We start from the raw sequence: 21,494 nt of genomic DNA on the forward strand, positions 1-21,494 counted from the left end.
GACACTATTCCGGTGGATGATGGTACCGCTGATGTCGTCGTGTCTGGGCTTGTTCTGAACTTTATCCCGGACAAGGAAAAGGCCATGGCCGAGATGATACGCACCGTCAAAAAAGGTGGAACGGTAGCAGCGTATGTTTGGGATTATTCGGGTCACGTTCAGTTCATGCGCTATTTTTGGGACGCGGCTATAGCGCTCGACCCTGCTGCACGTGACAAAGACGAAGGCGTTCGGTTTCCGATTTGCCGCCCCGCTGCGCTGACCGAGTTGTTTTCAAACGCGGGACTGCGAGATGTCACGACCGCGCCCATCGACATTCTGACACCTTTTACAGATTTTGATGACTACTGGTCTCCCTTCCTTTCCGGAATTGCGCCTGCGCCGGGTTATTGCGCATCTCTGGACGATGCCGCGCGCAAGAAATTGAAGAACCGCCTGATCGATATCTTACCGACGGATCCGGATGGGATGATCCTGCTTGCCGCGCGCGCATGGGCAGTGCGTGGAACGCGATGATTCATAACTAGTGAATGAAACAGCAACGCCATTGACGCAAAGGCTGCATCGACAATCTCCCAACATCCGGCCAATAAGAATGCTGCACGATGCATGAATGACCGCTTTCGGGAAGCAGGTAAGACAAATTTGAACTTGGCTGAATGTCGGCAATGGGCCGACAGCAGATTTGCAGTGAATGCTCAAACCGCGGCCTTTGACCGAAAAACCTCGCCGTGTAATACCTAGCTGACCAGCTAAGGAAACATCGATGAGCCTGAACACGGATAAAAAGCAGCGCAAGGATCTTAACGCCGCCGAAATTGGAGCGTTAGCGCATCTTTATCGGGCTGAGGTGTACCGCTCGACAATCTGGCGGATGTCTAGATACCACGACAAATTGGGCTGTGGTGACATTGTGGATCGCCTTGTCAATCACCTTTGCCGCGCCCACAGCATCAGCACTGCCGCTTGTCCTCGTCGGCGTGTTGCTTTTGTTCTTTCTGATGGTCGAGTCACGTAGGTATCGCTTTTTCAATGTCTGGCGCGCTCGCTGTCGCTGGATGGAGACACATTTTTACGCCCCGATGCTGGACGATGGCGATTTGCACCTAGAGGAAAATTGGCAAAAAATGCTGGCAGAGGATTACTGGCGGCCGGAATACCACGTTAGCCTGATGGTCTCAGTGGGTCGCAGGGTTCGCAGCACATATCTCTGGATTTTATTGATCCAAGCGCTTGCCTACATAGGCAAACTTATGTGCACCCTGAACCTGCGCTTTCTGTTGCGGAAGTCTTTGAAAGGGGCTCTGTCGGGCCGATCTCGGGAATCGTCGTGGTAGATGAAGCATGGGCCAATTTACTCATACACAAAAGATCGGACACTCTCCACTCGAAGCGAGCCGCTTGGATCACAGCGCGCGCTTTGCACAATGCAATCAACCAGTTGAGCTAGCCTGTCTCCGTATTCAGGCCGCCTTTGCCACCAAAAATCACTCGATCTTGAATGGAACGCTACCACGAGAATTGTGATCAATTGTGATCTCTTTCCCGATCGGCGGCACAGATCTATGAAAGCAGTTTGTACGCTCACAAATCCGGCAACTTGCACCAATAGGTTCAAAATTCTGCTCATTGGTTAGGTCCAGGTCATCAGCATAGACGACGTGTCCTGCATGTTTGATCTCACAACCCAGTCCAATCACGTACTTCCGCACAGGCGACTTAAACCCAGCAACGCGTTTGGTTTGATCAAACGCCAGAGACAGATACTTCACTCCGTCCGGTGTTATGGCCAATTGACGTAATATCTCACCCGGAGATTGGAATGCATGATGTACGTTCCACAAAGGACAACTCCCGCCGAAACGCGTAAACTGCAAGGACGTGGCGCTATGGCGCTTTGTGACATTTCCTGCCTGATCAATCCGTAAGAAATAGAACGGTATGCCCCTGTTCCCGCCCCGCTGTAGTGTGCTCAATCTGTGGCACACCTGCTCTGTGCTTGCATCGAACTGGAACGCTAATTTTTCCAGATCATGCCGTTGCTCTTTCGCGGCACTAGTGAAATCTGAGTAAGGTAAGACTACGGCCCCTGCAAAATAGTTGGCAAAGGTCATACGACAGACCTCTCGGGCAGCATTCGTATGGAACTCCGCCGCTTCCAGCAAAGTTTCGACGAGCGTGCTTTGCTCGATCAGGCCAACTTGGTAGGCAAGTTGAAATAAGTTTGTCGCCTTGGTTGACGCGGCATTGAGATACAGCGTCTTGGTCGCAGATTCGAACGATCGGATGGTGCCAGAACTGGGCTTATCTTTGCGCAACACAACATGCACGCCATGCTTACTGCTGAGGTAGTCAACGAAATCCGCATGCCTGTCAGCAACGCCGCGTTGAACCGAGCGTGAAAACGCCTCTGCGGCGCGGTCCAGCTCATCTATATAATTGTCATTATAGTGGAAGTGATCGCGCACTTCTTCGTAAGGCAAGGGTGCCAAAGATGTCTCTCGGTCTTTCAGCGCATTGTCGACTTTGCCCAATTGTTCACGCGACTTCTGGAACATTGCGTAGAGGTCCAGAAAGGCCTTTGTCACGTTGGGGGCGTTTGTCGCCGCGACTTTAATTTCCTGCGTGAGTACCTCGTTGTCGGCAAAAATCGGGTCGGTCAGAATTTCTTGCAGATCAACAGACACCTTGCCAGCGCCATCAAGGGCAAGTTCTGTGAGGTCAAAATTGAAGGCATCTACCAGTGCTAGAATAACTGATCCTGACAACGCACGTTGGTTATTTTCTATTTGATTCAAATAGCTTGTGGAAATTGCGATCTGCTGCGCGAACACAGCTTGAGTCAAATTGTGGCTCTGTCGGAGGATCCGAATGCGGGCGCCAGCGAAGATTTTACGTGAGTTGTTGGACATTTTTACATTTTCGCAATTTGCATTTACATTTGTGTAATTGTTTGCATGTTAACACGTTCAGCCCTTTGGGAAACAGCTATTTTCAGTAGTTAGCTTACCTAACGGAACGATGATTCTTTAGAGCGTACGGACCGGGGAGGGGACAGCGTTGTTTTTTAATCTATGTCTCTTCTGATGGCGGCAAGCTGGCGACCAGACATCGCCCATCCTTGCCAGTGTGATGCGCTTCTTTTGATCAGTTGTTCTCAATTTGGGAGCGCTAAATGATGGCTGGATACACCGAAACTTATGCAGGCTGGCAGAATGACCCTACGGGGTTTTGGGCAGAGGCGGCGAGTGGAATCGACTGGATCAAGTCACCCGACGTCGTCTTAGATGCGGAAAACCCACCCCTAACAACATGGTTCCCCGACGCCGTCTGCAACACATGCTACAACGCCGTTGACAGACATGTCGAGGCAGGGCGCGGTGCACAAGTCGCCATCATCCATGACAGCCCCGTCACAAGCAGCACAATAAAAATCACCTACGATACGCTGCTGGATCGCGTTTCGCGCGTTGCAGGTGTTCTGAGTTCTCATGGTGTCACAAAAGGTGACCGGGTCATCATCTACATGCCCATGATCCCCGAAGCCTTGATTGCTATGCTCGCCTGCGCCCGGATTGGCGCAGTTCATTCCGTGGTCTTTGGCGGCTTTGCTGCGCATGAGCTCGCCGTTCGCATAGATGACGCTACCCCCAAAGCCATCCTTGCAGCTTCGGCTGGAGTCGAAGGCAAAAAGACCATCGCCTATAAGCCATTGATCGACGGTGCGATTGCCCGCGCAGACCACAAGCCCGACTTTACTTTGATCTTGCAGCGCCCCCATAGCGAAGCGGATTTGGTTGCTGGTTTTGATTTCGACTGGTCAACAGAAGAAAGCTTCGCGACTCCGGTCGGTTGTACGCCCGTGGGTGGCGCTGATCCGCTCTATATTCTGTATACCTCGGGTACGACGGGCCAACCCAAGGGCGTTGTGCGTCATAACGGCGGCCATATGGTTGCCCTGCACTGGACGATGAAGAACATCTATAACGTCAATGCTGGCGATGTGTTCTGGGCCGCGTCGGACGTCGGCTGGGTCGTCGGTCACAGCTACATTTGCTATGGGCCGCTGCTCGCGGGTTGCACTACAGTCGTGTTTGAAGGCAAGCCGATTGGTACCCCTGACGCGGGCACATTCTGGCGTGTGATCGAAGACCATGATGTCAAAGTCCTGTTCACCGCACCAACCGCATTGAGGGCTATCAAACGCGAAGACCCTAATGCAGAATACGTCCTCAGATACGATCTGAGTGGTTTGCAATCGCTGTTTCTCGCGGGTGAGCGTGCAGACCCCGACACGATCAAATGGGCGCAAAAGCATCTGCGAAAGCCTGTGATTGACCATTGGTGGCAGACTGAAACCGGCTGGGCCATCGCGGCTAACCCGCTTGGGATTGAGCAACTGCCCGTCAAGCCCGGCTCCCCCGCTGTGCCGATGCCGGGATACAAAATTGATATTCTCGACGAAGGTGGCAATCCAGTGGCCGCGGGCGAATTGGGCGCAATCGCAATCAAACTACCTCTGCCACCCGGTGCATTGCCAACCCTTTGGAATGCCGAAGATCGTTTCAAATCTGCCTACCTGCAAACCTTCCCCGGATATTATGAAACTGGCGACGCAGGCATCAAGGACGAGGACGGGTATCTGTACATCATGGCGCGTACCGATGACGTGATCAATGTTGCGGGCCATCGGTTATCGACGGGTGCGATGGAAGAAGTTCTGTCTAACCATCCAGATGTCGCCGAATGTGCGGTCATTGGGATCGGCGATGCGCTCAAGGGCCAGCAACCGCTGGGGCTTGTTTGCCTCAACAACGGCATTGACCGCTCCGAAGAAGAGATTGCAAAAGAATGCGTGGCGCTTATCCGCAAAGAGATCGGCCCAGTGGCGGCATTCAAGCGATGCATCGTTATCGACGCTTTGCCCAAAACGCGATCCGGCAAGGTCTTGCGCGGCACAATGGTCGCCATCGCTGACGGCAAACCTTGGAACCTGCCTGCAACAATTGATGATCCTGCAGCTCTTGACGCCATCGCCGCGAGAATTGCAGGCATTGGCGAAACACTTTCTGAAAACCCTGAACTTCAAAAGGAAGCTTAACATGCCCAACAATGTCGTCATTCTGGATGGTGTTCGCACCGCAATTGGTACTTTTGGGGGATCCCTTGCTGGGACGGCCCCCTCTGCCCTCGCCGCCGCAGTTGCCAGAGAGGCAATGTCGCGCAGTCAGGTCGATCCTGCGCAGATCCAGCATTCAGTCTTTGGCCATGTGATCAACACCGAAGCCCGTGACATGTATATGGGCCGCTGCGCCGCTGTTGATGCTGGCGTTTCCGAGGACGCTCCCGGTCTGACTGTGAACCGTTTGTGCGGATCCGGCGCGCAGGCGATCATATCTGCCGCACAGCACATCATGCTGGGTGACGTGGATTATGCGCTGGCCGGGGGTGCGGAAAGCATGTCCCGCTCGCCCCATTCGTCGCAAAGCACTCGTTGGGGCCAAAAGATGGGTGACTTGTCCATGACGGACATGATGATCGGAGCACTAAGCGATCCCTTTGGTGTAGGTCACATGGGCGTCACTGCCGAGAATGTCGCGGACGAACATGGCATCACACGTGCAGATCAGGATGGCTTTGCCGTAGAGAGCCAGCGTCGCGCTTTGGCTGCAATCGAGGCAGGTCACTTTAAAAGCCAAATCTTACCGATTGACGTGAAAGTTCGCCGCGACGTGGTTTCCTTTGATACGGATGAGCACCCCAAAGCAGGTACTACACTCGAATCTCTTGGCAAATTGCGCCCAGCGTTTCGCAAGGATGGGTCGGTCACCGCAGGCAATGCCTCAGGTCTGAACGACGGTGCCGCTGCGATGGTTCTTGCCTCCGCGGAAGCTGCTGAAAAGGCAGGGCTGAAGCCACGCGCGCGTATTCTTGGCTATGGCCACGCGGGCGTACGCCACGAGGTGATGGGTATCGGGCCTATCCCCGCAGTCACTCAGCTATTGAAAAAAATTGGCATGACCGCTGATCAGTTCGACGTCATCGAAAGCAATGAAGCCTTCGCCGCGCAGGCTTGCGCTGTGAATGCGGGTCTTGGATTAGAGACCTCCAAGGTGAATCCGAACGGTGGTGCAATCGCCCTTGGCCACCCGATCGGTGCGACTGGTGCCATCATCACAATCAAAGCAATGTATGAGTTGGAACGCATCGGTGGCCGCTTTGGCCTGATCACAATGTGTATCGGTGGCGGACAAGGCATCGCCCTCGCCATCGAAAGCCTCAAATGAACCTCCCTGTCCCTGCCGCCTTCCGTCCCTGTTTGGCAGCGGGGCAACTTTCGTCGTCCGGTGTATTTGCTGCCAACACGATTGCATCAAATGCACCAGACGGCGACTTTTCTTCACGCGGCCGCACCCTCTCCACGGTGCGCGCGCGCCCGCATATTCCATCCAAATGCCGCTTCGAAAGCGAGTTTCAAAAAGGACAATTCTTATGAAACGCACAGCACTCGTTACTGGCGGATCTCGCGGCATCGGTGCCGCTATTTCCAAAACTCTTTGGGAAAAGGGCTATACTGTCGCCGTTACCTATGCGGGCAACGACGAAGCCGCTGCGGCCTTCACAGAAGAGACCGGCATCAAGGCCTACAAGTGGAACGTCGCCGACTATGACGAGAGTGCCGCTGGCATCGCAAAGGTTGAGGCCGACATCGGCCCCATCGATGTCGTGGTTGCCAACGCAGGAATCACACGGGACGCGCCTTTTCACAAAATGACCCCCCAGCAGTGGAAAGAGGTGATTGACACCAACCTCACGGGGGTGTTCAACACCGTCCACCCGATCTGGCCCGGCATGCGTGAACGCAAATTTGGTCGGGTGATTGTGATCAGCTCGGTCAATGGCCAGAAAGGTCAATTCGCTCAGGTCAACTATGCCGCCACAAAAGCCGGTGATTTGGGCATCGTAAAGTCCTTGGCCCAAGAAGGCGCGCGCGCAGGCATCACCGTCAACGCTGTTTGTCCAGGCTATATCGCCACCGAAATGGTCATGGCGGTGCCCGAGAAAGTTCGCGAGTCCATCATTGCGCAGATCCCTGCGGGCCGATTGGGCGAGCCTGAGGAAATTGCGCGTTGCGTGGCCTTCCTTGCCTCCGACGACGCGCAATTCATCAACGGCTCGACCCTTTCAGCCAACGGGGCCCAGTTCTTTGCGTAAGTCGGCTCATCTGAACACGTGTCAGGCGCGCCGCCTTTGCGCCTGAGCCTGACCTCATTGGCCAATCTTGGTCCGACCATCTGCGGGAATTTGAGACATGCAAGACGATAAGCCTTCTGCCCAGACCACAGACATTGCCGAACAAACAGAACGGCTGGCCCGGTTGACCAATCGTGCCGTAATGGCATCGGCCCAGATGCAAGGCCACGCAATCAAGCAAGCGTCAGGTTCTGAATATGCCTTGATGGATGCCGGAACACTGGCCAAAGCCTATGGCACCTTCTGGACAGACGTGATGTCCGACCCTGGAAAATTGATGGATATTCAACAGACTGTCGGGACAGAGATGATGGCCGCATGGCAGTCCATGTTTGGCCTGTCGTCGGATGAACCAGTCAAAGACAAACGGTTCAAGGATGAAAGCTGGTCTGATGATCCAATCTCGCGCAGCTATCGTGACATGTTTTTGGCCTTTGACCGCGCCGCAAACGGTCTGCTTGAGCGGTTGCCCGACGGCTCCAAAGACCACCAACGCGTCAGTTTCTACACCCGCCAGATGATCAGCGCCATGTCGCCCAGCAATTACCTGATGACGAACCCCGCCGCGCGCAAAGAGCTGATGGAAACCCAAGGCGAAAGCCTGTTGGCGGGTCTTGAGAACCTGCTCACTGATCTTGAACGTGGTGAAGGACGGCTTAATATTGCCACCAATGACGACACCGCATTTGAGGTGGGTGTGGATCTTGCTACCACCAAGGGCGAGGTCGTTTTCCAGAACGATCTGATGCAGCTGATCCAGTACTATCCGACGACGAAAGAGCAGCATGCAACGCCGATCCTGTTCGTGCCGTCATGGATCAACAAGTTCTATATCCTTGATATGAAGCCAGAAAACAGCCTGATCCGCTATATGCTGGATCAAGGTCATTCGGTTTTCGTGATCTCATGGGTCAACCCTACACGGGCCCACGCAGACAAAGACTTCGCTGATTACATGACTGAAGGACCACTGGCGGCTCTCGATGTGATCCGCGGTATCACGGGCGAGGAGAAGGCCAATATCCTTGGCTTTTGTATCGGTGGCATCCTTGTCACCGCGATGCTGGCCTATCTCGCGGGTATTGGCGATGACCGCATTGCCTCTGCCACTACGTTGGCGACGATGGTCGATTTTGAGAATGTCGGCGAGATTGGTGTGTTCGTGGACAAGGAGCGTTTAGAAAGCATGCGCCATCATATGGCCGAAAAGGGCTATCTTGATGCGCACCACCTTCAGGACATGTTTTCGATGCTGCGCGAAAAAGATCTAATCTGGTCTTTTGTGGAGTCGAATTATCTGCGTGGTCAAAAGCCCCGTGCATTTGATCTGCTGTCATGGAATTCAGATTCCACGCGCCTGCCCTCTGCCATGCTGCTTTGGTATCTTGAAAACGTTTACCTTCAAAACGGCTTACGCAAACCGGAGGCGCTTGAGCTGAAAGGCGTCAAGATTGACATCACCAAAATCACAACGCCATGCTTTATCGTAGCAACTCAATTGGATCATATCGCGCCGTGGCGTTCGGTCTATCCCGCAACCGATTTTCTGGGCGGTGAGGTCGAATTTGTCCTTGGTGGTTCTGGTCACATTGCAGGTGTAATTAATCCACCCGCCGAGCGCGCTAAATATGGCTACTTAACCAGCGCCACGTACCCCACATCCCCAGATGATTTCGAAGCACAGGCAAAACAGCACGAAGGGTCTTGGTGGCCGCATTGGTCGGCTTGGTTGGAAGCCCGCGAAACCACCAAAGTTCCCGCCCGAAGACCTGCAACCAGAGGCAAGTACAAGGGCATCGAAGCGGCACCCGGCTCATACGTCAAAGCCGCCTGATCCCAAGCCCAAAGGAGTCTTAACATGACTGACGAAGTAGAATTAGAGGCCGCTTCCACGACTCATTCCACACTGAGCAAGACCGACATCGACGCGCGCATTGTCTTTCATGAGGAAGGTCAAATCATGGAGATCAGCTTTGCTAATGTAGAACTGTCCAATTCACTGGACGTGAACCAGTTTTACGACCGCATTGAAGAACGCATTGCCGAAACGGGCGAAAAACTCTGGTTCTTTCTGGTCAATTACTGTGAAACGCGCATCGACACTGAGGCTTGGTTTGCGTTTTCAAGCCGCGGCATGGATTTGAACAAGGCACACTCGATGGGGAGTGTCCGATTTGACGCCTCCGAAATCACGCGCAAACAAATTGATCAGGCTGCTGGCACCGATGCGTTTGACCCCAATATGTTCTTTGACCGCGAAAGTGCGTTGGCTCGTTTGCACGAGCTGCCCTCAAAACGGCGCAAGAAAATTGTGATGGAGCCAAGCTTTGATCGCAAAGACTGGAACTGGCGTGTTGATTTCAAGCCTGATGATCAGATCATGCAAGTCGATTTTAGAGACTTCTCCTTTGAGCATGGGCGCGATGTGCACGACGTCTATGATTTTATTGAATCTCGGGTCAAATCCACGGGCAGGAAATGGTACTTTCTTATCAATTACGAAGGTACGCGCATCCAGTCTCCGGCTTGGGTTGAATACGCCGCCCGCGGCAAAAAGCTAAACCAGGAATTCTCATTAGGGTCGGTTCGCTATGCACCGGGCTCAGAAACCGAGACTGATATTCGGTTGCGCGCAGAAAGCCAAGGGTTTCGCCCCAACATCCGAAACACCTATGCCGAGGCATACCAGCTCATTGTCGAGATGAAAGCTGCCAACGCAGGTCAAACGTAGATTGTAACAACATGAATCCAAGCCTTGCCACCCCATACAGTTTCTTAGGTCAAGGCCATCAACTCTTACAAACAAAGGAGCTTTTTGATGACGACAGATGCAAAGTCAAAGACCTATGCACCGAGCGCCGAGATGGTCGCGAACGCCCATATAAATGAGGCCAAGTACAACGAAATGTATGCTGCCTCAATTGCAGATCCCGATGCGTTTTGGGGTGAACAGGGCAAACGGATCGATTGGATCAAACCGTATACTCAGGTCCAAGACGTCGACTTTACCTTGGGCAATGTACATATCAACTGGTACGCCGACGCGACACTTAACGTGTCTGCAAACTGCATTGATCGGCACGTTGCGACCCGCGGTGATCAGACAGCTATCATCTTTGAACCTGACAGCCCGGACGAAGGCGCACAGCACATTACCTACAAGGCACTGCACGACGCCGTCAGCCGGATGGCGAACGTTTTGAAGGACCAAGGCGTTTCCAAGGGCGATCGCGTCATCATCTATCTGCCGATGATCCCAGAGGCCGCATATGCGATGCTGGCCTGCGCGCGGATCGGCGCAATCCACTCCATCGTCTTTGCCGGCTTTTCGGCAGATGCCTTGGCTTCACGGGTCAACGGGTCAGACGCAAAAGTTGTGATCACCGCTGATTATGCGCCACGCGGCGGACGCCAAACTCCCTTGAAGTCTAACGCAGACGAAGCATTGCTGCACTGCAAGGATACCGTCAAGTGCCTTGTTGTGAAACGGACCGGCGGCCAAACAACATGGGTTGAGGGGCGCGATCTGGACTATGGCGCTCTTGCGGCTGCCGCCTCCCCCGACTGCCCACCCGTCGAGGTCAGTGCCGAAGACCCGTTGTTTATCCTCTACACTTCGGGTTCGACAGGCCAGCCAAAGGGTGTGGTTCACACCTCCGGCGGCTACCTTGTTTACGCAGCCATGACGCAAGAACTGGTCTTCGATTACCACGATGGCGATGTCTATTGGTGTACTGCGGACGTCGGCTGGGTCACTGGCCACAGCTATATCGTCTATGGCCCGCTGGCCAACGGTGCGACGACGGTGATGTTTGAAGGCGTGCCCACTTATCCAGACGCCAGCCGCTTCTGGCAGGTGTGTGAAAAGCATAAGGTAAACCAGTTTTACACCGCCCCTACCGCTCTGCGCGCCTTGATGGGCAAAGGGAATTCCTTCGTCGAAGGCATCGATCTTAGTAGCATCAAAGTGCTTGGCACTGTCGGTGAGCCGATCAACCCAGAGGCTTGGAACTGGTACTATGACGTGGTCGGTGGTGGGCGTTGCCCCATCGTTGACACCTGGTGGCAGACCGAAACAGGCGGCCATTTGATGACCCCCCTGCCCGGAGCACATGCGATGAAGCCCGGTTCTGCAATGAAGCCGTTCTTTGGCATCAAACCCGTCGTGCTCGAACCTGCATCGGGCGAAGAAATCATCGGCAATGATGTTGAGGGCGTGCTCTGCATCGCAAGCAGTTGGCCCGGACAAATGCGCACCGTTTGGGGCGACCATGATCGGTTCGAGAAGACCTATTTCTCTGATTACAAAGGCTATTACTTCACGGGAGACGGCTGTCGTCGCGATGAAGACGGCGACTATTGGATCACGGGGCGTGTCGACGACGTGATTAATGTGTCCGGCCATCGGATGGGGACGGCGGAAGTTGAATCCGCACTCGTCGCACACCCCAAAGTCGCCGAAGCCGCTGTGGTTGGTTACCCACATAAGATCAAAGGCCAAGGCATCTATTGCTATGTCACCTTGATGAATGGCGAGGAGCCAACCGAAGAGTTACGTAAGGAATTGCGCACGTGGGTGCGGACCGAAATTGGCCCGATCGCAGCACCTGATTTGGTCCAGTGGGCACCGGGCCTCCCAAAAACGCGGTCCGGTAAAATCATGCGCCGTATCCTGCGCAAGATTGCAGAAAATGACTTCGGTGCATTGGGCGATACGTCAACACTGGCCGATCCATCAGTCGTCGACGACTTGATTGAAAACAGAATGAACAAGGTGTGAAACATGCGTGATTATAGCGAAGTGCCGGTGCTTATTTTGCTTGGCCCCCCAGGGGCCGGCAAAGGCACCCAGGCGAAGGTTCTCGAAGATCACTTTGGTTTGGTTCAGCTCTCTACTGGTGATTTGTTGCGTCAGGCAGTCTCTGCCGGCACCGACGCAGGCAAAGCAGCCAAATCCGTCATGGAAAGCGGCGGATTGGTGAGCGACGAAATCGTCATCAACATCTTGAGCGACCGATTGAGCGACCCTGATTGTGCGGCAGGCGTGATCCTTGATGGCTTTCCGCGCACGATACCGCAGGCGGAAGCGTTGTCAGAGTTGCTTGCGTCGCAAGGCACGCAGGTTCACGCTGCAATCAGCCTTGAAGTCGAAGACGATGCGGTGGTGGAGCGTATCTCAGGCCGTCACACCTGTGATGGATGTGGCGAAGGGTATCACGAGACCTTCAAACGCCCGACCGTTGACGGCACCTGTGACAAATGCGGCGGGCAGAAATTCCGCCGTCGTGCAGATGACAACGCCGAAACCGTGCGCCGCCGCCTTGTCGCCTACCATAGTGAAACCGCACCGCTGATTGCGTTTTATGAAAAAGCTGGCGCGCTTCAGACATTGGACGCGATGGGCGACATTGACGCCATTACTAACACTCTGCGCCAGATGGTTCGCCCCATCGTCGTTGATGTGCGCGGCGTTCACGCCGCCAACAAGAACTCAAAAACAACTCAGATGGAGGAAACACAATGAGTGAACAACCAGACCCAAAGGCATATTGGGCAGCCAATATGCGTGTCATCAAGATCAGTCTGATTATATGGGCTATCGTTCCATTCGGCTTTGGCATCCTGTTCCGGCCGCTGCTTTCGGGCATTCAAATCGGCGGCACTGACCTTGGCTTTTGGGTGGCCCAACAGGGGTCGATCCTCGTCTTTCTTGCGATCATCTTTTTCTACGCATGGCGGATGAACAAGCTGGACCGTGAACACGGCGTGGAGGAATAAGCACAATGGAACAGTTTACCATTAACCTGTTATTTGTGGGCGCGTCATTTGCGCTCTACATCGGCATCGCGATCTGGGCCCGTGCAGGGTCCACGTCTGAATTCTATGCCGCGGGCCGGGGTGTTCACCCTGTCACTAACGGCATGGCTACTGCGGCTGACTGGATGTCTGCGGCGTCCTTTATCTCCATGGCGGGTCTGATTGCCTTCACCGGATACGACAACTCGTCCTACCTGATGGGCTGGACGGGCGGATACGTTTTGTTGGCTTTGTTACTGGCACCATACTTACGTAAATTCGGCAAGTACACCGTGTCCGAGTTCATCGGCGATCGTTTCTATTCCCCGACTGCACGTCTGGTTGCTGTTATCTGTTTGATTATCGCATCTACGACATATGTGATCGGTCAAATGACTGGTGTCGGGGTCGCATTCGGACGCTTCCTTGAAATTTCCAACACTGCTGGTCTGCTCATCGGTGCATGCGTTGTCTTTGCATACGCGGTTTTCGGGGGTATGAAAGGCGTGACGTACACGCAGGTTGCGCAATACGTTGTTCTTATCCTTGCCTATACGATCCCGGCTGTGTTCATCTCATTGCAGTTGACAGGCAATCCTATCCCTGGCCTTGGTCTGTTTGGCGAAACTGCCAACACAGGTGGCGAAGGAAGCGTTTACTTGCTTCAGAAGCTTGACCAAGTTGTGACTGAATTGGGCTTCGCCAGCTATACAGAAGCGCACAAAGACAACCTGAACATGGTTTTGTTCACGCTGTCGCTGATGATTGGTACCGCTGGTCTGCCCCACGTCATCATGCGCTTCTTCACGGTTCCAAAAGTATCAGACGCTCGTTGGTCGGCTGGTTGGGCATTGGTTTTCATCGCGCTGCTTTACCTGACCGCTCCGGCTGTTGGTGCGATGGCGCGTTTGAACATCACAAACCTGATGTGGCCTGATGGCACAAGCGGCGAAGCTGTTTCTGTGCAGATGATCGAAAACGATGAAGCTTATGATTGGATGGCAACATGGCAGAAAACCGGTCTTCTCGATTGGGAAGACAAAAACGGTGACGGTCGCATCCAGTACTATAACGATCAGTCCGATGCAATGGCTGAGCGTGCTTCGGCAAATGGGTGGGAAGGCAATGAGCTGACCAACTTCAACCGTGACATCCTGGTGCTTGCTAACCCTGAGATCGCAAGCTTGCCAAGTTGGGTCATCGGCCTTGTTGCCGCCGGTGGCCTTGCAGCTGCGTTGTCCACAGCGGCTGGTTTACTACTGGCAATTTCATCCGCTGTCAGCCACGACTTGCTGAAAGGTCAATTCGCACCCAACATGTCTGAGAAGACCGAGCTGATGTCGGCGCGCATTGCTATGGCAGTTGCCATCGTTGTTGCGACGATCCTTGGTTTGAATCCTCCTGGCTTTGCGGCACAAACTGTGGCCTTGGCCTTTGGTCTTGCCGCAGCGTCGATCTTCCCTGCGCTAATGATGGGAATCTTCTCAAAGCGGGTGAACAACTTAGGCGCAGTTGCGGGCATGTTGTCCGGTCTGATCTTCACGCTGGTCTATATCTTCCTGCACAAGGGTTGGTTTTTCGTTGCCGGAACAAACTCGTTCCCGGATACGGTTGACGGATCCTTGTTTGGTATCCAATCCACCGCGATCGGTGCGGTAGGTGCTGCGATCAACTTTGCGGTTGCTTATGGTGTGTCCATGGCCACCAAAGACACACCACAAGAGATCAAAGATCTGGTTGAAAGCGTGCGTGTACCAGCAGGCGCTGGCATTGCCGTAGATCACTAAAACAAAGGGTTCTGGCGCAATAGCTGTGCCAGAACCTAACCCAATAGAAGGGTCGCTATTGTGACGATAGATCAAACATCCATCCTGTCCTATCTGCATCCCTACGACGTGCTGTCTGATGACGTACGCATTGACATTCTTGAGCAAAGCGAATGGATTGATGTTGGCAAGGGCCGCAAGATCTACGAATTTGGAGACCACTTGAAAGGTCTTTATATTATCGAAAGTGGTCAGGTTTCGATCACGGATGCGAACGGCGTCCCCCTTTCCCTGCTCAACCGAGAAAATTCGTTTGGCGAACGTGGCCTATTGCGCGATGGCATTGCCGCCACCACGGCCACTGCCGATGAAGACTGCCGATTGCTCTGTATCCCCGCCGCGTTGTTTCAAAAACTGTCGACGCAACATGAAGCCTTCCAGCGCTTCTTTGACCGTTCACCAACCATCACAGCACGCGCTAACCAGATCGCTAATCTGACCAGCGTTAGGGTTGAAACCCTGATGGCAATCGACCCTACCGTTTGCGACCCCGACACGACGATCCAACAAGCAGGCCGGCTTATGCGTGACAGGCACATTTCTTGTTTGTGCGTGGTGGCCGATGACAGTTTGGAGGGGATCGTCACGTTGCGAGACATTGTGAACAAGGCGGTTGCCAGTGATCTGTCAGGCGCAACCCCGGTTCGCTCCATAATGACTAAGTCGCCCCGCGTTCTATCGCCAGCGGCCATTGGGTCAGACGTGCTCCACCTAATGATGGAATACGGTTTGGGGCATCTGCCTGTTGTCTCAGCAGGTCGCGTTGTGGGCATTGTCACGCAGACCGACCTTACCCGCTTTCAGGCCTCCCATGCTGCCAGTTTTGTCTCGGAAGCCGCGCAAGCCGGATCAGTGCAAGATCTGGCGGAGATCACCGCCCGTATCCCTAGCCTGCTCGTCCATCTTGTTGCAGCGGGAAACAGGCACGATACCGTCACTCGCATGATCACTGATATCGCCGACGTGGTCACGCGCCGTCTGTTGCACATGGCCGAAGACAAATTTGGCCCACCTCCTGCGCGATATCTTTGGCTCGCCTGCGGATCACAGGGACGCCAAGAACAAACAGGCGTTTCCGACCAGGACAACTGCCTGATCCTTGATGATGGGATCAGCGAAGAGGACCGCAAATACTTCCAGCCCTTTGCGCAATTTGTCAGCGACGGGCTGGATGCTTGTGATTACGTCTATTGTCCGGGTGAAATGATGGCGACAACCCCGCGCTGGCAACAACCGCTGTCGGTTTGGAAAGACTACTTCAAAGGCTGGATCGCAAGTCCGGACAAAGAGGCGCAAATGCTTGCGTCGGTGATGTTCGATCTGCGCCCCATAGGCGGGGATGAAACGTTGTTTGAGGACCTGCAGGCGCAAACATTAAAAGCCGCCGCCGCAAACTCTATTTTCACCGCGCACATGGCCACAAACGCTTTGACCCATGCCACGCCGCTTGGACTGCTGCGCGGGCTGACGACAATCCGCGCAGGAGAACACCGCAATACCATCGACACAAAACTAAACGGTGTGATCCCTGTGGTTGATTTGGGGCGGATGTACGCGCTTCAGGGACAGTTGCCCGATCTGAACACCCGTGCGCGGCTCAAAGCGGCCTTGGCAGCCGGTATCATCAGTGAAAGCGGTGGCAATGATCTGCTCGACGCGTATGATCTAGTTGCGCAGACGCGGTTGGAACATCAGGCCAATCTGATCAAGCATGGCAAAGCACCTGACAATTTTCTGCCCCCCGCGACACTTTCGGGTTTTGAGCGAAGTCATTTGCGTGATGCTTTTGTTGTGATCAAAACGATGCAGTCCGCTCTTATGCAAGGGCGTGGCGTGCTCGCCTAGACGAAGAAGGAAACGATTAAATGTTTTTCGAACTCATCGGCACCATCGTCGCAGGCATCGCAACTGCGCTTTTTGTCTGGGCCCTTAACCGCTCCCTCAAAGGTCGACTGCCGTCGTGGTTGGTCCCGGTGGCAGCGGGTGCTGCCATGCTGACCGCGACAATCTCAAGCGAATACAGTTGGTTTTCCCGAGCGCAATCCAACATGCCCGAAGGTTTCGTTGTGGCCGAAACCGTAGAAGAAACCCAGTTTTATCGCCCGTGGACCTACGTCAGACCCTTTGTCAGCCGATTCATAGCCGTTGATCAGGCCACAGCGCGCACCCATCCCTCACAACCAGACCAAAGGATCGTTGATTTGGTGATCTATGGTCGTTGGGCTCGCACGGCGAAAATTCCTGCTTTGTTCGATTGTGCAACGAACGCTCGGGCTGATCTGGTCGATGGTGTTGATTTCGGGGTCGACGGCGAAGTGTTGAACGCCGATTGGAGAGGTATGGATGCCGACGCGCCTCTGTTGCGGGCTGCATGCGCGAAGATTTGACATGAAAAATCTCAGTTTGCGCATAAGAGTTTTTTTGTTCTTCTGCCTCGCCGCCATGGGTAGTCTCGGCATCACATTGATCGCACTTTGGATCGGGTATCGACAGCTTGGCCAGCCGGAAGCCATCTCAGCTTTCATCACCACCGCCATTATTGCGGGGTTCGGGATCACAGGGCTCGTGGTGTTCATCTGGCTTCTCTTTGACGAAAATGTAAGCAAACCGGTCGAGGCGATTGCCGCCAGTTTACGCGTGCGCGCCCATGTCGGTCTCAGCACACCGCTTGATGTGGCAAATGCAAACTACCTCGGTGATTTGGCACCAGCTGCATCAGCGATGGGGACAATTCTTGATAATCTGGCACAGTCGCGATCAGAAAAGAACGATCACCTGCTTGCAGAAGTGAACACGCAAAGAGATCAGCTTGTTAAGATCCTGTCGGACATTCCCATCGCGACAATCCTAGTATCCGCTGACCATCAGATTGTTTTATACGATGGTCAAGCGGCCGCGCTTATGGAACGTGTTAGGACAGCGCGTTTGAAAACATCGGTGTTCGACTATCTCGAAAAAACCTCGATCCTGAAAGCGCTTGAACAGCTTGAGATCACCCACGCCCATCGTCAGAAAATTACCGTGAAAGCGCTATGCGGTAGGGATTACTCTGGACATATTAGGGAATTTGGAACTGACGCGGGCTATACCTTGCTTCTGGAACCAATAGAGCCTTCCGTTGTCCGCCCTCTGACCTATGATTTTGAAATTTTGTCATCTGCAGCGTCCGCGAGCCTTGGTGATACGCCGCTGCGCGACCTAGTTTACGTTGTGTTTGACTGTGAAACAACGGGGTTGGACCCCGTTAAAGACGAAGTCGTGCAATTGGGAGCTGTACGTGTGGTGAATGGGAAAGTCGTCGCAGGTGAAGTTTTTGAGACACTTGCCAATCCGGGAATTTCGATCCCGAAACGATCGACTGAGATTCATGGAATAGACAATACGATGATTGCCGATGCGCCCGAGTTTGATGAGGTTTGCACCAAATTTCATGGGTTTGCCTCAGGCGCGGTTTTTGTAGCGCATAATGCAGCATTTGATATGGCTTTTTTACACAAGCAGTCGCCCAAAATTAACTGTATTTTTGACCATCCGGTCCTCGACACCGTGCTCATGTCCGCCGTCGTTTTTGGCGGCTCAGCGGTTCATACACTTGATGCAATTTGCGACCGCCTCGGGATCGTCATTCCTCAAGACCATCGGCATACCGCAATGGGTGATGCGGTCGCAACCGCAGGTGTTTTGGTCGCGATGATCGACATCTTCGAAGGGCGAGGCATTCGAACCTTCGGCTCACTGCAAAATGAGATAAGCAAACATCGCAGAATTCTAAAGACCTGAGTCTGCGATGAAACATCTTTCTATCCAGCGCCAGATGATGATTGCGACACGCATCACTAGCGGTCGTGGCGACAAGAATTTCTCCGTTGACGACCAAATTAAATTGGCCCGGCCACCAACACCGGGTTCAACGAAATTTACAACACTCAAGGAGTTCAAAAAATGGCCAGACCTAAGATCGCGCTGATCGGCGCAGGAAAGATCGGTGGCACGCTTGCCTATCTCGCCGCAATGAAGGAACTGGGCGATGTAGTCCTTTTCGACATTGCCGAAGGTATCCCCGAAGGCAAAGCGCTGGATATTGTCGAATCTGGCCCGGCCGAAGGGTTCGACGCCACCATGTCGGGCACCCAATCTTACGAAGATATAGCCGGGGCTGATGTCTGCATCGTGACCGCTGGTATCGCCCGCAAACCGGGGATGAGCCGCGACGACCTGCTGGGCATCAACCTCAAGGTCATGAAATCAGTGGGCGAAGGCATCCGCGATCATGCGCCAAATGCCTTTGTGATCTGCATCACCAATCCGCTCGATGCGATGGCCTGGGCGCTGCGCGAATTCTCCGACCTGCCGCATGAAAAGGTCTGCGGTATGGCTGGCGTGCTCGACAGCGCCCGTTTCCGCCATTTCCTGAGCTTGGAATTTGGCGTGTCGATGCGCGATGTTACCGCATTCGTATTGGGCGGGCATGGCGACACAATGATGCCATTGACGCGCTACTCCACCGTTGCCGGTATCCCTCTGCCTGATCTGGTCGACATGGGTTGGACGACGCAGGAGAAACTAGATGCAGTCGTTCAGCGCACCCGCGATGGAGGGGCCGAAATCGTTGGTCTGTTGAAAACGAGCTCGGCCTTTTACGCACCCGCCACATCGGCGATTGAAATGGCCGAAGCCTATCTAAAAGACCAAAAACGTGTGCTGCCCTGCGCGGCCTATGTTGACGGTGCATACGGGCTGAACGGGTTCTATGTGGGCGTGCCCACGGTGATCGGTGCCGCCGGGATCGAAAAGGTTATCGACATCAAGCTGACCAAGGACGAACAGGCAATGTTCGACAGATCCGTCAGTGCGGTCCAAGACCTTGTCGAAACCTGCAAGAAAATCGACAAAACGTTGAATTAGGGCAGCAAAACGCCAATCTCGCGTGCTTTCGCTGTTCGCCCATTCTGCGCTTATTGAACCGATGCACCCGCCTGAATTGTCGTTAGATGCTCGAAAATTTCCAATCCGACGAAAGGAAAGCCAATGGCTAACAATGAAAAGACAGCAAAATTCTCCCTAGGCGACATGGAACTTGATCTGCCAATACTCTCACCCACAGCAGGTCCAGATGTAGTAGATATCCGAAAGCTCTATAGCCAAGGCGATGTCTTCACCTATGATCCAGGCTTCACTTCAACCGCCGCATGCGAGTCAGCAATTACCTTTATCGACGGCGATAAGGGCGAGCTATTGCATCGTGGCTATCCGATTGATCAGTTGGCGGATAAATCACATTATCTGGAAGTGTGTTATCTGCTGATTTACGGTGAATTGCCCTCTTCGGTCCAACTCAAAGACTTTGAATCGCTGGTGACTAACCACACCATGCTGCACGAACAGATGATTCATTTCTTTCGTGGTTTCCGCCGTGATGTGCATCCGATGGCCGTCATGGTCGGCGTGGTCGGAGCAATGTCGGCATTTTACCATGACAGCACCGACATCTCTGATGAACATCAGCGCGAAGTCGCTTCGATCCGTCTGATCGCCAAGATGCCGACCATCGCGGCGATGGCGTATAAATACACGATCGGTCAGCCATTCGTGTATCCGCAGAACGATCTGGACTATGCGTCCAACTTCCTGCGGATGTGCTTTGCAGTGCCTGCCGAAGACTATGTCGTGAACCCGATCCTGAGCCGCGCGATGGACCGTATATTCACGCTGCATGCCGACCATGAACAGAACGCGTCAACATCTACGGTGCGTCTGGCGTCGTCTTCGGGTGCGAACCCATTTGCCTGTATCGCGGCGGGCATTGCCTGTCTCTGGGGTCCCGCACATGGCGGGGCAAATCAGGCGTGTTTGGAAATGCTCAAGGAAATTGGCACACCTGACCGCATCCCCGAATTCGTGGCGCGTGCCAAAGATAAGGATGATCCTTTCCGCCTGATGGGATTTGGGCATCGGGTTTACAAGAACTTTGACCCACGCGCGAAGGTGATGAAACAATCGGCTGATGAAGTTTTGGAACTGCTTGGTGTTGAAAACAACCCAACACTTCAGGTAGCCAAAGAATTGGAACGCGTTGCACTGGAAGATCCATATTTCGCTGAGCGAAAGCTGTATCCCAATGTCGACTTCTATTCTGGTATTATCCTTGATGCCATGGGGTTCCCGACTTCGATGTTCACGCCGATCTTTGCGTTAGCCCGTACAGTTGGCTGGATAAGCCAATGGAAGGAAATGATTGCTGATCCAACTATGAAGATCGGTCGACCCCGCCAGCTCTACGTTGGTGCCCCTCATCGCGATTACGTAAATGTGGAAAACCGCTGAGCGACCTACGCGGCTGGATGACTCGGGCGGGAGCACTCCGCAGTATGAAGAATTTCCTGAATCGGCTCGCACGTCGCTTTGTTTTTCACATTCGAGCCGATACATCTTGCGACAATTTTGGCCAAACATTTCATTGCTGTGCTGCTAAATCGCTTAGCTTGAAGGGGACACTCTTCAATTAACTACTGATCTTCACTTGCGCTGACGGGTTTCAAATTACGTTAAAAGGAAAGAATAACCACTGCACAATTCAGCCCGAAAATCGGAACTTTGGTAAGACCGGAGTGAATGAAA

At 53.7% G+C, this 21,494-nt stretch carries 17 protein-coding genes; 16 read left to right on the forward strand and 1 reads right to left on the reverse strand.

Annotated elements, in window-relative coordinates; translation table 11 throughout:
* Both ACEWL3_RS19070 and ACEWL3_RS19075 read left to right on the forward strand, forming a co-directional pair.
* The coding region (locus tag ACEWL3_RS19070) for a methyltransferase domain-containing protein (protein ID WP_435001428.1) at positions 1–516 on the forward strand (516 nt) is incomplete at its 5' end.
* A 407-nt stretch (positions 517–923) separates the two neighbouring features.
* Entirely contained in the window at positions 924–1,337 is a 414-nt protein-coding gene (locus tag ACEWL3_RS19075) for a DUF2270 domain-containing protein (RefSeq protein ID WP_435001431.1), read from the forward strand.
* A 150-nt stretch (positions 1,338–1,487) separates the two neighbouring features.
* Here the strand turns inward: ACEWL3_RS19075 and ACEWL3_RS19080 are convergent, their stop codons facing one another.
* A complete protein-coding gene (locus ACEWL3_RS19080; protein ID WP_386185048.1) occupies positions 1,488–2,912 on the reverse strand; it encodes a helix-turn-helix domain-containing protein in 1,425 nt (474 codons plus the stop codon).
* A 263-nt stretch (positions 2,913–3,175) separates the two neighbouring features.
* Here ACEWL3_RS19080 and ACEWL3_RS19085 point away from each other — a divergent pair, with 263 nt between their 5' ends.
* The 14 genes from ACEWL3_RS19085 (at position 3,176) to ACEWL3_RS19150 (ending at position 21,200) form a co-directional block, all read left to right on the forward strand.
* Complete coding sequence (locus tag ACEWL3_RS19085; protein ID WP_386185051.1) at positions 3,176–5,101, forward strand: propionyl-CoA synthetase; 1,926 nt, start codon at positions 3,176–3,178, stop codon at positions 5,099–5,101.
* A gap of 1 nt (position 5,102) precedes the next feature.
* Positions 5,103–6,287: an acetyl-CoA C-acyltransferase family protein gene (locus ACEWL3_RS19090; RefSeq protein WP_386185053.1), complete on the forward strand. Its 1,185-nt coding sequence runs from the start codon at positions 5,103–5,105 to the stop codon at positions 6,285–6,287.
* 205 nt (positions 6,288–6,492) lie between these two features.
* Entirely contained in the window at positions 6,493–7,215 is a 723-nt protein-coding gene (phbB, locus tag ACEWL3_RS19095) for an acetoacetyl-CoA reductase (RefSeq protein ID WP_386185054.1), read from the forward strand.
* A 97-nt stretch (positions 7,216–7,312) separates the two neighbouring features.
* Entirely contained in the window at positions 7,313–9,088 is a 1,776-nt protein-coding gene (gene phaC / locus ACEWL3_RS19100; protein WP_386185056.1) for a class I poly(R)-hydroxyalkanoic acid synthase, read from the forward strand.
* Between the two features lie 24 nt (positions 9,089–9,112).
* Positions 9,113–9,985, forward strand: coding sequence for a hypothetical protein (locus ACEWL3_RS19105; protein WP_386185059.1), 873 nt, complete (start codon positions 9,113–9,115; stop codon positions 9,983–9,985).
* Positions 9,986–10,072: 87 nt separating this feature from the next.
* On the forward strand, positions 10,073–12,034 hold the full coding sequence (gene acs / locus ACEWL3_RS19110) for an acetate--CoA ligase (protein WP_386185061.1): 1,962 nt from the start codon (positions 10,073–10,075) through the stop codon (positions 12,032–12,034).
* A 3-nt stretch (positions 12,035–12,037) separates the two neighbouring features.
* Complete coding sequence (locus ACEWL3_RS19115) at positions 12,038–12,778, forward strand: adenylate kinase (protein ID WP_386185063.1); 741 nt, start codon at positions 12,038–12,040, stop codon at positions 12,776–12,778.
* Positions 12,775–13,032, forward strand: a complete 258-nt coding sequence (locus ACEWL3_RS19120; RefSeq protein ID WP_386185066.1) for a DUF4212 domain-containing protein — start codon at positions 12,775–12,777, stop codon at positions 13,030–13,032. The genes ACEWL3_RS19115 and ACEWL3_RS19120 overlap by 4 nt, the downstream gene beginning before the upstream one ends.
* Before the next feature lie 5 nt (positions 13,033–13,037).
* A complete protein-coding gene (locus ACEWL3_RS19125) occupies positions 13,038–14,837 on the forward strand; it encodes a sodium:solute symporter family protein (protein WP_386185069.1) in 1,800 nt (599 codons plus the stop codon).
* 60 nt (positions 14,838–14,897) lie between these two features.
* A complete protein-coding gene (locus tag ACEWL3_RS19130; RefSeq protein ID WP_386185072.1) occupies positions 14,898–16,721 on the forward strand; it encodes a DUF294 nucleotidyltransferase-like domain-containing protein in 1,824 nt (607 codons plus the stop codon).
* Between the two features lie 20 nt (positions 16,722–16,741).
* Positions 16,742–17,263, forward strand: coding sequence for a hypothetical protein (locus ACEWL3_RS19135; RefSeq protein ID WP_386185075.1), 522 nt, complete (start codon positions 16,742–16,744; stop codon positions 17,261–17,263).
* Positions 17,264–17,576: 313 nt separating this feature from the next.
* Positions 17,577–18,656, forward strand: a complete 1,080-nt coding sequence (locus ACEWL3_RS19140; RefSeq protein ID WP_435001441.1) for a 3'-5' exonuclease — start codon at positions 17,577–17,579, stop codon at positions 18,654–18,656.
* Positions 18,657–18,818: 162 nt separating this feature from the next.
* A complete protein-coding gene (mdh, locus tag ACEWL3_RS19145; RefSeq protein WP_386185079.1) occupies positions 18,819–19,781 on the forward strand; it encodes a malate dehydrogenase in 963 nt (320 codons plus the stop codon).
* Between the two features lie 123 nt (positions 19,782–19,904).
* The gene (locus ACEWL3_RS19150) at positions 19,905–21,200 is read left to right on the forward strand and encodes a citrate synthase (RefSeq protein WP_386185081.1); all 1,296 of its coding nucleotides are present in this window, start codon (positions 19,905–19,907) and stop codon (positions 21,198–21,200) included.
* The last annotated feature ends 294 nt before the right edge of the window (positions 21,201–21,494 follow it).

This window comes from Sulfitobacter sediminivivens, from assembly GCF_042611115.2.
Classification (GTDB): domain Bacteria; phylum Pseudomonadota; class Alphaproteobacteria; order Rhodobacterales; family Rhodobacteraceae; genus Sulfitobacter; species Sulfitobacter sediminivivens.